The organism is Streptomyces sp. WZ-12 (assembly GCF_028898845.1).
Classification (GTDB): Bacteria; Actinomycetota; Actinomycetes; order Streptomycetales; family Streptomycetaceae; genus Streptomyces.
In genome coordinates, this window is the sequence record NZ_CP118574.1 from 6,969,047 (window position 1) to 6,983,284 (window position 14,238).

Consider the following 14,238-nt stretch of genomic DNA (forward strand, 5'->3'; position numbering starts at 1 on the left):
ACGTTACTGATCGGTAAGGGGAGCGGCATGAGGCTTGGCATCAACCTCGGCTACTGGGGCGCCGGGATGGACTCCGACAATCTCGCGGTGGCGCAGGAGGCCGACCGCCTCGGCTATGCGGTCTGTTGGGCGGCCGAGGCGTACGGCTCCGACGCCCCCACGGTCCTCTCCTGGGTGGCCGCGCAGACCGAGCGGATCGACGTCGGCTCGGCGATCTTCCAGATCCCGGCCCGCACGCCCGCGATGACCGCGATGACGGCGGCGACCCTGGACTCGCTCTCCGGCGGCCGCTTCCGGCTCGGCCTGGGCGTCTCCGGCCCGCAGGTCTCCGAGGGCTGGTACGGCGTGAAGTTCGACAAGCCGCTGGCCCGCACCCGGGAGTACGTGGAGATCGTCCGCAAGGCGATGACCCGCGAGCGGCTCTCCTACGAGGGCGCGCACTGGACGCTGCCGCTGCCGGGCGGCCCCGGCAAGCCGCTGAAGCTCACCGTCCACCCGCAGCGCGAGCACATCCCGCTCTACATCGCCGCCATCGGCCCCAAGAACCTCCAGCAGACCGGCGAGATCGCCGACGGCGCGCTGCTGATCTTCCCCTCCGCCGACCACCTGGAGGAGACCGCGATCTCCCACCTGCGGGCGGGCCGGGAGGCGGCCGGGAAGACCATGGACGGCTTCGACGTCTGCCCGACCCTCCCGCTGGCCATCGGCGAGGACAAGGACGTCAGCGCCCTCGCCGACCAGTTCCGCCCGTACACCGCGCTGTACGTCGGCGGCATGGGCAGCCGCAAGCAGAACTTCTACAACCAGCTCGCGCAGCGGATGGGATACGAGAAGGAGGCCGCCGAGATCCAGGACAAGTACCTGTCCGGGGACAAGAACGGCGCCGCCGCGGCCATCCCGGAGCGGCTGATCGACCAGACCACGCTGCTGGGTTCGGTCGACCGGATCGCCGAGCGGATGCAGGCCTACGCGGCGGCCGGGGTGACCACCCTGACGCTGGCGCCGGCCGGCTTCACCCTGGAGGAGCGGGTGGCCTCGCTGCGCGCCGGCACCGAGGCCCTGGAGCGGGCCGGACTGGCGTAGGTCGCAGGGCTCCCGCGGACGCCAAAAGCCCGGCGCATCGGCGCCGGGCGGGAGCTCTACGGCCGTGGTGGGGGCTCGGGGGTCTTCCCCGCCACGGCCGTCACGGAACTCAACGCCTCAGGGGATGGGCGGGTTACGGGGGCGCGCCCCGGCGGCATCAGGCGAACGGGCGCAGCGGGTCGGGCCCCCGGTTGCCGGCGGCGGAGCACCGCACTGGACTTGCCCTTTCGGGTGTGTCCGTTCGGAGGTGACGCTGATGTTCTCGGCCAGGAGCCTGTTCCAGGAGATCGTCGACCACGACGACTCCTACCGCCTGTTCTGCTCCATCGCGGCCAGTGGGGAGTCCCAGGGAGGTTGGGAGAACGGTCGGATCGCCGCGCTGCTCCCGGAATCCCAGCGGGACTTGGCGCCCAAGGTCGCCCGGCACGGCGCCGACGAGGACAAGCACGGCCGGATCTTTTGCGCCCTGCTGCGCAGGCGCGGCCTGACGCCCGTCGAGGTCCCCGCGGCCACCGACTACACCATGCTGCTGGAGCGGCGGGGCATCGGCCTGACCCACGACAAGCTCCGCCGCGACGAGCCGCTCGACGAGCGGGACGTGGTCACCTACCTCGCGCACAGCCGGGTCACCGAGCAGCGCGCCGCCGAACAACTCCTGCTGCTGCGCCGGTTCTTCGGCGACCACCCCGAGGTCGGCAAGGCGGTCCGGCTGATCTGTCAGGACGAGGAGAACCATCTCGCCTACTGCCACGAGGAGTTGCTGCGGCTGGCCCGGGCCGGTCACGGGCGGCGCATCCAACGGGCCCTGCGGGAGTGCGCGCTGGCCGAGATCGCCGTCCACCGGGACGTCAGCCTGGCCGTGATGGCGCACATGGGCCGCATCCTGGGGTGGCCGGCGGCCAAGTCCGCGCTCCTCAGGGCCGGCATCCTGGCGGTCTACGGCTACGAGCGGCTGCTCGGCTGGCGGCGGATGGTCAGCCTCCGGATGCCCGAGCGGCGTGACGCGCTGGGCGGACCGGCCGCCTCCGCACCGGAGTTCGCCTGACGCACCCGGCCCTCGCGCCCCCTCAGAGCCAGCCGCGGCGCTTGAACAGTCGGTACAGCGACACCTCGATGGCGGCCATCAGCAGCAGGATCAGGGGATAGCCCAGCGGCCACTTCAGCTCCGGCATGTCGGCGAAGTTCATGCCGTAGATGCCCGCGATCAGCGTCGGCACCGCGGCCAGCGCCGCCCACGCCGAGATCTTGCGCATGTCGTCGTTCTGCTGGACCCCCATCTGTGCCAGGTGGGCGGCCAGGATGTCCGACAGCAGCCGATCCAGGCCCTCCACCTGCTCGTTGACGCGGGTCAGATGGTCGCCGACGTCCCGGAAGAACGGCCGGGCGTGATCGTGCACGAACGGCACGCCGGGGCTCTGAAGACGGGTCAGGGGATCAGCCAACGGGACGGTGGCGCGCCGGAATTCGAGGATCTCCCGCTTGAACGCGTAGATCTGGGCGGCGGTGTTCCGGGACTCCCGGCGGACCGGCGCGAACGCCTCGGCCTCCAACTCCTCCAGATCCCCCTGGAGTTCGGCGCCGACCTCGATGTAGTGGTCCACCACCGCGTCGCTCACCGCGTACAGCACCGCCCCCGGGCCGTGCCGCATGATCTCCGGGTGCCGCTCCAGCCGCTGCCGGACCGCCGCCAGCGGGCTGGCCGAACCGTGCCGGACGGTGACCACGAACGAGTCGCCGACGAAGACCATCAGTTCCGATGCGGTCACGGTGTCCGCCGCCACGTCGTAGGTGATCGGCTTGAGCACCACGAACAGCGAGTCGTCGTAGACCTCCAGCTTCGGCCGCTGGTGCGCCTTCAGGGCGTCCTCCACGGCCAGCGGATGCAGCCCGAAATCGCTGCTGACCTGGTCGAACTCGTCCTGGGTGGGCTCGTGCATGCCCAGCCACAGGAAGTCCCGACCGGTCTGACGCGCCGCGTCCAGGGCACGGGAGACGTCCGCCCGGCATTCCTGGCGGCGGCCCTCGCGGTAGAGGGCGAAGTCCACGATCACATCGGCATTCTCGCCCGCGGCGGCGGCCCTTGCCAGGGAAACGGATCCGGAGTGGGGCGGAGGACACACGAGTGACGGGAGGCCCTAGGGTGGCGGACATGCCCACGCTGATCCTGGTGCGGCACGGCCGCTCCACCGCCAACACCGCCGGGGTGCTCGCCGGACGGACCCCCAACGTGGCCCTCGACGAACGGGGCGCCGCCCAGGCCGCGGCGCTGCCCGCCCGGCTCGCGGGGATCCCGTTGGCCGTGGCCGTCTCCAGCCCGTTGCAGCGCTGCCGGGAGACCCTGGGCCCGCTGCTCGACGCCCGCCCCGGGCTGCGGCTGGCGCCCGACGAGCGGATCTCCGAGTGCGACTACGGCGACTGGACCGGCCGCAAGTTGGCCGAACTGGCCGACGAGCCGCTGATGGAGGCCGTCCAGCAGCACCCCACCGCGGCCGCCTTCCCCGGTGGCGAGGCGATGCGGGAGATGCAGGACCGGGCGGTGGCCGCGGTCCGGGACTGGAACGCCCGGGTCGAGGAGAGCGACGGCGCCGAGGCGACCTACCTGATGTGCTCGCACGGTGACATCGTCAAGTCCCTGGTCGCCGACGCCCTCGGCATGCACCTCGACCTCTTCCAGCGGATCTCCGTGGAGCCGTGCTCGGTGACCGTGATCCGCTACACCCGGCTGCGCCCGTACCTCGTACGGCTCGGTGACACCGGTGACCTCGCGTCGCTGGTGCCCCGTGAGGACGGTGGTGGGGCCGGGAGCGAGCGGGACGCGGCCATCGGGGGCGGTGCGGGCGCAGCGTGATCAGCGGGCGCAGTAGGGTGGTGCGACGGCGCTGCCCGCGACGCCCCTGTGATCCGCGCAGTTGACCTTGAGGACGCAGCGACCGCACTGACCCAAGCAGTCGAGACAATCGGAGCAGGACGTTGTCCCGTCAGGTGTTCTTCTACGACCTCCCGGACCGCTTCGTGGCCGGTACGGTCGGGCTGCCTGGCCGCCGTAGCTTCTTCCTCCAGGCCACCGCGGGCGGCCGCATCACCAGCGTCGCGCTGGAGAAGACCCAGGTGGCGGCGCTCGCCGAGCGGGTCGACGAGCTGCTGGACGAGGTGGTCCGGCGCAGCGGTGGCAGCGCCCCGGTGCCCGCGGTCTCCCCGAACGAGATGTCCGACACCGCGCCGCTCCAGACGCCGGTGGAGGAGGAGTTCCGGGTCGGCACCATGGCGCTGGCCTGGGACGGCGAGGACGAGCGCATGATCGTCGAGGCCCAGGCGCTGGTGGAGCTGGAGGCCGACAGCGACGAGGACCTCGCCGACGCCGAGGAGCGGCTGCTCCAGGACGACGAGAACGGCCCGCCGATGCTCCGGGTGCGACTGACCGGCACCATGGCGCGGGCGTTCGCCAAGCGGGCGCTGGACGTGGTCAACGCCGGCCGCCCGCCGTGCCCGTTGTGCAGCCTGCCGCTCGACCCGGAGGGACACGTATGTCCGCGTCAGAACGGATACCGGCGGGACGCCTGAGCCCCATGGAGCCCACCGCCGAACCGGCGCCCGGCCCCGCGGACCCGCTCGCCGCGGCGGCCGCTCGGGAGCCCGTGGGGAGTCTGGCCCCGGCGCTGCTCGCCGGCGGCGAGCTGACCGTCCGCGGCCGGATTCCGGACGCCTCCAACGCCGTCCTCTACTGCACCGTCGAACTCGACGGGCGCAGCGCCGACTGCGTCTACAAGCCGGTCGCCGGCGAGCGCCCGCTGTGGGACTTCCCGGACGGCACGCTCGCCCAGCGCGAGGTCGCCGCCTACGAGATCGCCCGGGCCTGCGGCTGGGACCTGATCCCGACCACGGTGCTGCGGGACGGCCCGTACGGCACCGGCATGGTGCAGGAGTGGATAGCCCCGCCCGGCGACGGCGACGAGGCGCCCGAACTGCTGGCGCTGGTGGCCGAGGACGAGCCGGAGCCGGGCTGGAAGGCGGTCGGCCGCGCGGACATCGGCGCGGGCCGCACCGCGCTGCTGGTCCACGCCGACCACCCCCGGCTGCGCCGGCTCGCCGTCCTGGACGCGGTGATCAACAACGGGGACCGCAAGGGCGGGCACCTGTTGCCCGGCGCCGGCGGCGCGTTCTTCGCGATCGACCACGGTGTGACGTTCAACTCGGCCGACAAGCTGCGCACCCTGCTGTGGGGGTGGGCCGGCGAGCCGCTGACCGACGAGGCGCTGGGGGTGCTGCGCGACCTCCGGGCGGCGCTGGACGAGGGTGCGCCGCTCGCCGCCCGGATGGCCGAACTGATCACGGAGCCCGAGCTCACGGCGTTGCGGGCGCGGATCGAGGGGCTGTTGCGCAGTGGGCGGCACCCGGAGCCGAGCGGGGAGTGGCCGGCGATCCCCTGGCCGCCGGTCTGATCCGGGGCGCCGCCGGCCGCCCAACCGCCGCTGTCTTCCGGCACATCCGGCCGCGGAGCGCAAGACCGCCTTTCCGGCCAGAGAGGCCCCTCCGGTTCGTATGCGGAACATGCGTCCGGTTACGCTCAAGGCATGCATGGATGGCCCGCTTCTGAGGTCCCCGCCCTGCCTGGTCAGGGCCGCGACCTGAGGATCCACGACACCGCGACCGGTGGACGAGTACCCCTCGACCCCGGTCCCGTCGCCCGTATCTACGTCTGCGGCATCACGCCGTACGACGCCACCCACATGGGACACGCGGCGACCTACAACGCGTTCGACCTCGTCCAGCGCGTGTGGCTCGACACGAAGCGTCAGGTGCACTACGTGCAGAACGTCACCGACGTCGACGACCCGCTGCTGGAGCGGGCGGTGGCGACCGGCGTCGACTGGACCGCGCTCGCCGAGCGCGAGACCGCCCTGTTCCGCGAGGACATGACGGCGCTGCGGATGCTGCCGCCGCGCCACTACATCGGCGCCGTCGAGGCGATACCGCGGATCATCCCGCTGGTGGAGCGGCTGCGCGAGGCCGGTGCGGCCTACGAGCTGGACGGCGACATCTACTTCTCGGTCGCCTCCGACCCGCACTTCGGCGGGGTCTCCGGCCTGGACGCCGAGGCCATGCGGCTGCTGTCCGCGGAGCGCGGCGGCGACCCGGAGCGGGAGGGCAAGAAGAACCCGCTCGACCCGATGCTGTGGATGGCCGCCCGGGACGGCGAGCCGAGTTGGGACGGCGGCTCGCTGGGCCCCGGTCGGCCCGGCTGGCACATCGAGTGCGTCGCCATCGCCCTGGAGCACCTGGGCATGGGCTTCGACGTGCAGGGCGGCGGCTCCGACCTCGCCTTCCCGCACCACGAGATGGGCGCCTCGCACGCCCAGGCGCTGACCGGTGAACACCCCTTCGCCAAGACGTACGTGCACGCCGGGATGGTCGCCCTGGACGGCGAGAAGATGTCGAAGTCCAAGGGCAACCTGGTCTTCGTCTCCGCGCTGCGGCGGGACGGCGTCGATCCGGCCGCGATCCGGCTGACGCTGCTGGCCCACCACTACCGCAGCGACTGGGAGTGGACCGACGCGGTGCTGACCGAGGCTCAGGACCGGCTGGCCCGTTGGCGGGCCGCGGTCTCCCGCCCGGACGGCCCGCCGGCCGAGGAGCTGCTGGCGGAGGTCCGCGCCGCGCTGGCCGACGACCTCGACGCCCCCACCGCGCTGGCGGCGGTGGACCGTTGGGCCGCCCGGCAGCAGGCCGACGGCGGCACGGACGAAGGCGCTCCCGGGCTCGTCTCCCGCGCGGTGAACGCGCTGCTGGGCGTCGCGCTGTAGGGCACCAAGCGCGAGGGGCGCCCCCGCCGGATGGTGGGGGCGCCCCTTTTCGCCTTTGTCGCCGGGTGGCTTCGTCCTTGCGGGCCCGGGGAGTTGGGGCCCGCGGCGGTCGGGCCCGCGGGTCAGCGGTCGGTGCCGGTCTCCTCCGGGCCGTCGCCGTCGGTGCGGCCCCCGCCCGGATCGCCGCCTTCCTCGCCGGTCTCCGGGCCGGACGGCTTCGGGGGACCGGACTCCTCCGGCGGCCGGGGCTCGCGCGGCTCCTTGGGCGTGCTCCGCGGCTGCCGGGTGCGGCCGCTGGCCGGGTCGCGGAGGTAGGAGCCGTCCCGGCCGTCGGCGAGACCGCCCTCGGTCGCCACCCCCGGACCGGCCTGCGGGTCGCGGCGGCGCAGGTACCGCTCGAACTCGCGGGCGATGGCCTCGCCGGACGCCTCCGGCAGATCGGCGGTGTCCCGGGCCTCCTCCAGCGACTGGACGTACTCGGCCACCTCGCTGTCCTCCGCGGCGAGTTGGTCCACGCCCAACTGCCAGGCGCGGGCGTCCTCGGTCAGCTCGCCGAGCGGGATCCGCAGGTCGAGCAGGTCCTCCAGGCGGTTGAGGAGGGCGAGGGTGGCCTTGGGGTTGGGCGGTTGGGAGACGTAGTGCGGCACCGCGGCCCACAGGCTGACCGCCGGGACGCCGGCGTGGGTGCACGCCTCCTGGAGGATGCCGACGATGCCCGTCGGGCCCTCGTAGCGGGACTCCTCCAGGTCCAGTCGGCGGGCCAGGTCCGCGTCCGAGCTGACGCCGCTGACCGGGACCGGTCTGGTGTGCGGGGTGTCGCCCAGCAGCGAGCCCAGCACCACCACCATCTCCACGCCCAACTCGTGGGCGAAGCCCAGGAGTTCGTTGCAGAACGAGCGCCAGCGCATGCTCGGCTCGATGCCGCGGACCAGGACCAGGTCCCGGGCGCGCCCCTTGCCGTCGGCGTCGCCGATCCGGACGACCGAGAGCCGGGTCGTGGGCCAGGTGACCTTGCGGACGCCGTTCTCCAGGAAGACCGTCGGGCGGTTCACCTGGAAGTCGTAGTAGTCCTCGGCGTCGAGCGCGGCGAAGACCTCGCCCTTCCACTCACGGTCCAGGTGGGCGACCGCGGCGGAGGCGGCATCGCCGGCGTCGTTCCAGCCCTCGAACGCGGCCACCATGACCGGGTCGATCAGCTCGGGCACCCCCTCCAGCTCGATCACCCAGCCCCTCCTTCCGGCCGGTCGGGCGTGTGAGGCCACCGGCTGCAGTTCCATTGCGTGCGCCCCCAGCCTACGGCGTCCGCGGTGCCGTTCTGCAGCCCCTTGACGAGCGCGCGTGCGGATACATCCGAGCTGTGGTGGGAGAGGACGGCCGAATCCGGGCCCCGGAGCCGGTGCGGGCGACGGAATCGGGTGCCGAGGTCTGGACGCCGCCTTCGGGGCGGGGCTATACATCGGAGGACCGGGAAAGGTCCGATGTTCTCCCGTGACATCCGCCGCGAGCCCAGGGAGTCTGCCCATGGCCGTCAGCGACACCGTCACCGGGCTGGAGGTCCACGACGTCCGCTTCCCCACCTCCGACCGGCTGCACGGCTCGGACGCGATGCACCCCGACCCCGACTACTCCGCCGCCTACTTGACCCTGCACACCGCCGACGGGCCGGCCGGCCACGGCTTCTGCTTCACCCTCGGCCGCGGCAACGACGTGATGGCCGCCGCGATCCGGGCGCTGGCCCCGTACGTGGTCGGCCGCCCCGCACCGGTCACCGCCGCCCGGCTCGGCGCGCTGCACCGCGCCCTCACCCACGACTCCCAACTCCGCTGGCTCGGGCCGGAGAAGGGCGTGGCGCAGATGGCCGCGGGCGCGGTGGTCAACGCCGCCTTCGACCTCGCCGCGCGCCGCGCCCGGCGGCCCGTCTGGGAGTTCCTGGCCCGCCTGACCCCCGAAGAGCTGGTCGGGCTGGTCGACTTCCGCTACCTCTCCGACGCGCTGACGCCCGAGGAGGCGCTGGCCCTGCTGCGCGCCGCCGAGCCCGGCCGGGCCGCCCGCGCCGCCCGCCTCAGGACCGAGGGCTACCCCGCCTACACCACCTCGCCCGGCTGGTTGGGCCACGACGACGCGACCGTCATCCGGCTCGCCGAGGCGGCGGTGGCCGACGGCTTCGGGCAGCTCAAGCTGAAGGTGGGCGCCGATCTCGACGACGACCTGCGGCGGTTGAAGCTGGTCCGGGCCGCGGTCGGGCCCGGCGTGCGGATCGCCGTCGACGCCAACCAGCGCTGGGACGTGGCCGAGGCGGTCCGTTGGATGACCGCGCTGGCGCCGCACGCCCCGTACTGGATCGAGGAGCCGACCAGTCCGGACGACGTCCTGGGGCACGCCGCGGTGCGCGCCGGGCAGCCGGTGAAGGTCGCCACCGGGGAGCACGTCGCCAACCGGGTGGTGTTCAAACAGTTGTTGCAGGCCGGCGCGGTGGACTTCGTGCAGATCGACGCGGCCCGGGTGGCCGGGGTCCCGGACAACCTGGCGGTCCTGCTGATGGCCGCGAAGTACGGGGTGCCGGTGTGTCCGCACGCCGGCGGGGTGGGACTGTGCGAGCTGGTGCAGCACCTGGCGATGTTCGACTACGTGGCGGTGTCCGGGAGTTGGGAGGACCGGGTGATCGAGTACGTCGACGACCTGCACGAGCACTTCACCGAGCCGGCCGTGGTCGTGCGCGGCCGCTACCGGGCGCCCGCCGCGCCCGGCTTCTCGGCCCGTATGGAGCCGGCGTCGCTGGCCGCGTACCGCTTCCCCGACGGGCCGGTGTGGCGGGCCCGCGGACCGCAGCGGGCGACCGGGGCCCCGGCGTGAACGGGCCTTCTGGGACGGGTGACTTCGCGGGCCTGGGCGCCCTGGTCACCGGCGGTGGCTCGGGCATCGGGGCGGCCACCGCCGCGCTGCTGCTGGCCCGCGGCGCCCGCGTCGCCGTCCTGGACCGCGATCCGTCCGGGGCGCCCGCCGGGGCGGTGCGGATCGCCGCGGACGTCACCGACGGTGCCGGCGTGCGGGCCGGGGTCGCCGCGGCGGTGGCCGAACTGGGCGCCCTGCACGCCCTCGTCGGCAACGCCGGGACCGGCGCGGTGGGCACCGTCGAGGACAACGACGACGAGGAGTGGGGGCACGTCCTGGACGTCAACGTGCTGGGGCTGGTGCGCACCGCCCGGGCCGCGCTGCCGCACCTGCGGCGGGCCGCGGCCGACGCGCCCGGCAGCGTCTCCATCACCCACACCTGCTCCATCGCCGCCACCGCCGGGCTGCCGCAGCGGGCCCTCTACAGCGCCAGCAAGGGGGCGGTGCTCGCGCTGACCCTGGCGATGGCCACCGACCACCTCCGGGACGGCATCCGCGTCAACTGCGTCAACCCCGGTACCGCGGACACCCCTTGGGTGGCCCGGCTGCTCGACCGGGCCCCCGACCCGGCCGCCGAACGGGCCGCGCTCAACGCCCGTCAGCCCCTGGGCCGGATGGTCACCGCCGGGGAAGTCGCCGCCGCCATCGTCCACTTGGCGTCCCCGGCCGCCTCCGGCATCACCGGCACCGCGCTGGCCGTCGACGGCGGGATGCAGGGGCTGCGGCCGCGCCCGGCCGACTGAGCGCACCGGTGCAACGGGCCGACGGCACCACGACCGAGGGGCCACCCATCCAACGCGAGGGAGCACCATGAGACCGCCCGTGTGCCGCACCGGTGCGGCGGCCGGCGCCGCGGCGCTGGCGCTGCTCGCGCCGCTCGTGCTGACCGGCTGCAACCGCGGCGCCGACGCCAGGGGCCGGATCGGCATCGACGTGCCCCGCACCGACACCGACTTCTGGGACTCCTACCAGCAGTACCTACAGGCGGACCTGGCGCACGGCCGTCCGTCCGCGCTCCCGTTGGCCAACTCGCAGAACGACGTCTCCAAGGTCGTCTCCGACGTCGAGGCACTGACCGGCCAGGGCGCCCGGGCGATCGTGATGGCGCCGCAGGACACCGGGGCCATCACCGCCGAACTCAAGCGGCTGGCCGGCAAGAAGATCCCGGTCGTCAGCGTCGACACCCGCCCCGACGACGGCCCGGTCTACATGGTCGTCCGGGCCGACAACCGTGCCTACGGGGAGCGGTCCTGCGAGTTCCTCGGCCGGCGGCTCGGCGGCCGCGGCCGGGTCGCCGAGCTCCAGGGGGACCTCAGCTCGATCAACGGCCGGGACCGCTCGGAGGCGTTCGCGGCCTGCATGAAGCGGAAGTTCCCGGGCATCACCGTCCACGAGCTGACCACCGACTGGAAGGGCGAGGTCGCCTCCGCCAAGCTCCAGAGCCTGCTCGCCCAACACCACGACCTGGGCGGCGTCTACCTCCAGGCCGGCGGCGCCTTCCTCCAGCCGGTGCTGGCCCTGCTGCGCCAGCGCGGCCTGCTCACACCCGCCGGGACGCCCGGCCACCTCACTCTCGTCTCCAACGACGGCATCCCCGACGAGCTGACCGCCATCCGGGCCGGCACCCTCGACGCCACCCTCTCCCAACCCGCCGACCTCTACGCCAAGTACGCCCTGTACTACGCCCGCGCGGCCCTGGCGGGCCGGACCTTCCGGCCCGGCCCCACCGACCACGGCTCGACCGTCGTGCGGATCAAGAACGGGCTGGAGGACCAACTGCCGGCCACCCTGGTCACCAAGGACAACGTCAACGACCCGCGCCTGTGGGCCAACCAGCTCGCGGAGGAGGGGAAGTGAGCGCCGGCCCGCACGGCGAGCCCGCGCCCGGGGGGCCGGCGGCGGTGCACGCCGAGGGCATCGTCAAGCGCTACGGCCCCACCCTCGCCCTCGACCGCGTCCGGTTGACCGTCCTGCCCGGCGAGGCGCACGCCCTGGTCGGCCGCAACGGCGCCGGCAAGTCGACCCTGGTGTCCGTGCTGACCGGGATGGTCCGGCCGGACGCCGGACGGGTCGCCTTCGGGGGCCGGCCCGCGCCCCGTTGGGGCGACCCCGCCGCCTGGCAGCGCGAGGTCGCCTGCGTCCACCAGCGGCCGATGACCGTGCCCGGGCTGACGGTGGCCGAGAACCTCTACCTCAACCACTTCCCCGGCGGCCGCATCCTGCGCTGGCGCACGCTGCGGGCCCGCGCCCGGGAACTGCTCGCCGGCTACGGCGTGGACGTCGACCCGGCCGCCCACCTCGGCGAACTGGGCGCCGAACAGCGCCAGTTCGTGGAGATCGCCCGCGCCCTGTCGCGCGGCGCCCGGCTGGTCGTCCTGGACGAACCCACCGCCCGGCTGGACGCGGCCGGCATCGACCGGCTCGTCGACCGGCTGCGGGACCTGCGCTCCCGGGGCGTGGCGTTCCTGTTCATCTCCCACCACCTCCAGGAGGTCTTCGCCTGCTGCGACACCGTCACCGTCCTGAGGGACGCCCGCCGGGTGCTGACCGCCCCGGTCGCCGGGCTGACCGAGGACGCCCTGGTGACGGCGATGACGGGGGAGGGGGGTGGGGGCATCGGCCCCGTGGGCGCCGCGCCGCCGCCCGTCGCGGCGGCGGACGGGGAGCCGTTGCTGCGCGCCGAAGCGCTGGCCCTCAACGGCCACTTCGGGCCGCTCGACCTGACCGTGCGGGCCGGCGAGGTGGTCGGCCTGGCGGGCGCCGCCGCCGGCGGGACCACCGCGTTCGCCGAGGCGCTGGCGGGGCTGCGCTCCCCGGACGCCGGGCGGCTCACCGTCCGCGGCCGGCCGGTGCGCCCCGGCAGCGTGCCGGGCGCCCTGGACGCCGGCATCGGCTACGTCCCCGAGGACCGGCACCGCCAGGGCCTGGTACCCGGGCGCAGCCTCGCCGACAACGTCACCCTGGCGCTCACCGGCGAGCTGGGCCCGTGGGGGACCGTACTGCCGGCCCGGACCCGGGAGTTGGCCGGCCGGGCGATGGCCGAACTGGACATCAAGGCCGCCGGCCCCGGCCAGCCGGTCGCCGGGCTCTCCGGCGGCAACCAGCAGAAGGTGGTGGTCGCCCGCGCGCTGGCCCGCGACCCCGTGGTGCTGGTCGCGGTCCGCCCGACCGGGGGCGTGGACGTGCGGGCGAAGGCGGCCCTGTTGGGCATCGTGCGGCGGGTCGCGGACGGCGGCCGGGGCGCCCTGATCGTCTCCGACGAACCCGACGACCTGCGGATCTGCGACCGGGTGGTGACGGTCTTCCGGGGCCGGGTCCGGGCCGAGTTCGGCGCCGGCTGGCGCACCGCGGAGCTGGTGGCCGCGATGGAGGGCGTCGCCGCCGACCCGCCGGAGACCCCCACGACGGAAGGGACCGCGCCATGACCGAGACCACGGCACCCTCGGCCGCCGACGCGGCTCCGACCGGCCCGGCGCGCCGCGCCCGCAGGGCCCCGGGCCGCTGGCGGGACCTCTCCCTCGTCCCGGTGATCCTCCTGCTCGGCGTCGTCGGCTTCATCGTCTCGCCCGCCTTCCTCACCGGCGACAACCTCATCGGCGTCGTCCAACAGTCCACCGAACTGGGCCTGTTGGTGCTCGGCGAGGCGCTGGTGCTGATCAGCGGGCGGATGGACCTGTCGCTGGAGTCGACCATCGGGCTGGCCCCGGTGGTCGCCCTCTGGCTCGTCCTGCCCGCCCGCGGCGGCCGCTTCACCGGCCTGGAGCTGCTGCCCACCTGGACCTCGGTCCCGCTCTGCCTGGCCGTGGGCGCGGCCATCGGCGCCGCCAACGGCTTCCTCATCCTCCGGCTGCGGGTCAACGGCTTCATCGCCACCCTCGGCATGCTCACCATGCTGCGCGGCCTCCAGGTGGGCCTCTCCGAGGGCCGCTCGCTCGCCGATGTCCCGGATTCCTTCGCCTACTTGGGCCGCACCGTCTGGCTGGGCGTCCCGGCCGCCGTCTGGATCTGCCTGGCCCTCTACGCGCTCGGCGGCGCCGCCCTCGGCTACCTCCGGCACGGCCGGGCCCTGTACGCGCTCGGCGGCAACCCGGAGGCGGCCCGGGCGGCCGGCATCCGCACCGACCGGCTCACCTGGGTCGTGCTGATCCTGGCCGGCACCCTGGCGGCCTTCGCCGGCGTCCTCTACACGGGCCACTACGGCGCGGTCTCCGCCAGCCAGGGCAGCGGCTGGATCTTCCAGGTGTTCGCCGCCGCGGTGATCGGCGGCATCAGCCTCAAGGGCGGCCGCGGCACCCTCTTCGGTGCGCTCACCGGCGTCCTGACCCTGCAACTCGTCATCAACGTGATGACGTTGGGCGGGGTGCCGCCGCTGTGGACCCAGTTCCTCAACGGCGCGATCATCCTGCTCGCGCTGGTCGTCTCCCGCTTCACCAGCGGCGAGAAGCAGGACTGAGGGGGCCGC

Annotated in this window: 13 protein-coding genes; 11 read left to right on the forward strand and 2 right to left on the reverse strand. The window is 74.1% G+C overall.

Annotated features, from left to right (window positions below; all coding sequences use genetic code 11):
* Positions 1 to 27 precede the first annotated feature (27 nt).
* Both PV796_RS30215 and PV796_RS30220 read left to right on the forward strand, forming a co-directional pair.
* Entirely contained in the window at positions 28 to 1,083 is a 1,056-nt protein-coding gene (locus tag PV796_RS30215) for an LLM class F420-dependent oxidoreductase (protein ID WP_274916673.1), read from the forward strand.
* 256 nt (positions 1,084 to 1,339) lie between these two features.
* Positions 1,340 to 2,128 (forward strand): ferritin-like domain-containing protein, encoded by a 789-nt coding sequence (locus PV796_RS30220; RefSeq protein ID WP_274916675.1) that lies wholly within the window; start codon positions 1,340 to 1,342, stop codon positions 2,126 to 2,128.
* 22 nt (positions 2,129 to 2,150) lie between these two features.
* Here the strand turns inward: PV796_RS30220 and corA are convergent, their stop codons facing one another.
* Positions 2,151 to 3,134 carry a magnesium/cobalt transporter CorA gene (gene corA / locus PV796_RS30225; protein ID WP_274916676.1) on the reverse strand — a complete coding sequence of 328 codons (984 nt, stop codon included), beginning with the start codon at positions 3,132 to 3,134 and terminating at the stop codon, positions 2,151 to 2,153.
* A gap of 98 nt (positions 3,135 to 3,232) precedes the next feature.
* On the opposite strand from corA, the gene PV796_RS30230 reads away from it, so the two are divergent.
* From PV796_RS30230 to mshC, 4 genes are all read left to right on the forward strand, one after another.
* Positions 3,233 to 3,931 (forward strand): MSMEG_4193 family putative phosphomutase, encoded by a 699-nt coding sequence (locus PV796_RS30230; RefSeq protein WP_274916678.1) that lies wholly within the window; start codon positions 3,233 to 3,235, stop codon positions 3,929 to 3,931.
* Positions 3,932 to 4,053: 122 nt separating this feature from the next.
* Positions 4,054 to 4,644, forward strand: coding sequence for a DUF3090 domain-containing protein (locus PV796_RS30235; protein WP_274916680.1), 591 nt, complete (start codon positions 4,054 to 4,056; stop codon positions 4,642 to 4,644).
* Positions 4,645 to 4,649: 5 nt separating this feature from the next.
* The gene (locus PV796_RS30240) at positions 4,650 to 5,522 is read left to right on the forward strand and encodes an SCO1664 family protein (protein WP_274919306.1); all 873 of its coding nucleotides are present in this window, start codon (positions 4,650 to 4,652) and stop codon (positions 5,520 to 5,522) included.
* Between the two features lie 132 nt (positions 5,523 to 5,654).
* Entirely contained in the window at positions 5,655 to 6,884 is a 1,230-nt protein-coding gene (mshC, locus tag PV796_RS30245; RefSeq protein WP_274916681.1) for a cysteine--1-D-myo-inosityl 2-amino-2-deoxy-alpha-D-glucopyranoside ligase, read from the forward strand.
* A gap of 122 nt (positions 6,885 to 7,006) precedes the next feature.
* On the opposite strand, the gene PV796_RS30250 is transcribed toward mshC, so the two are convergent.
* The gene (locus PV796_RS30250; RefSeq protein ID WP_274916682.1) at positions 7,007 to 8,107 is read right to left on the reverse strand and encodes a PAC2 family protein; all 1,101 of its coding nucleotides are present in this window, start codon (positions 8,105 to 8,107) and stop codon (positions 7,007 to 7,009) included.
* 298 nt (positions 8,108 to 8,405) lie between these two features.
* On the opposite strand from PV796_RS30250, the gene PV796_RS30255 reads away from it, so the two are divergent.
* The 5 genes from PV796_RS30255 (at position 8,406) to PV796_RS30275 (ending at position 14,229) form a co-directional block, all read left to right on the forward strand.
* Entirely contained in the window at positions 8,406 to 9,737 is a 1,332-nt protein-coding gene (locus PV796_RS30255) for an enolase C-terminal domain-like protein (protein ID WP_274916683.1), read from the forward strand.
* Entirely contained in the window at positions 9,734 to 10,519 is a 786-nt protein-coding gene (locus PV796_RS30260) for an SDR family oxidoreductase (RefSeq protein WP_274916685.1), read from the forward strand. The genes PV796_RS30255 and PV796_RS30260 overlap by 4 nt, the downstream gene beginning before the upstream one ends.
* 67 nt (positions 10,520 to 10,586) lie before the next feature.
* Positions 10,587 to 11,633, forward strand: coding sequence for a sugar ABC transporter substrate-binding protein (locus PV796_RS30265; protein WP_274916687.1), 1,047 nt, complete (start codon positions 10,587 to 10,589; stop codon positions 11,631 to 11,633).
* Entirely contained in the window at positions 11,630 to 13,201 is a 1,572-nt protein-coding gene (locus PV796_RS30270) for a sugar ABC transporter ATP-binding protein (RefSeq protein WP_274916688.1), read from the forward strand. Before PV796_RS30265 ends, PV796_RS30270 begins: the two co-directional genes overlap by 4 nt.
* Positions 13,198 to 14,229, forward strand: coding sequence for an ABC transporter permease (locus tag PV796_RS30275; protein WP_274916689.1), 1,032 nt, complete (start codon positions 13,198 to 13,200; stop codon positions 14,227 to 14,229). Before PV796_RS30270 ends, PV796_RS30275 begins: the two co-directional genes overlap by 4 nt.
* Positions 14,230 to 14,238: the final 9 nt, after the last annotated feature.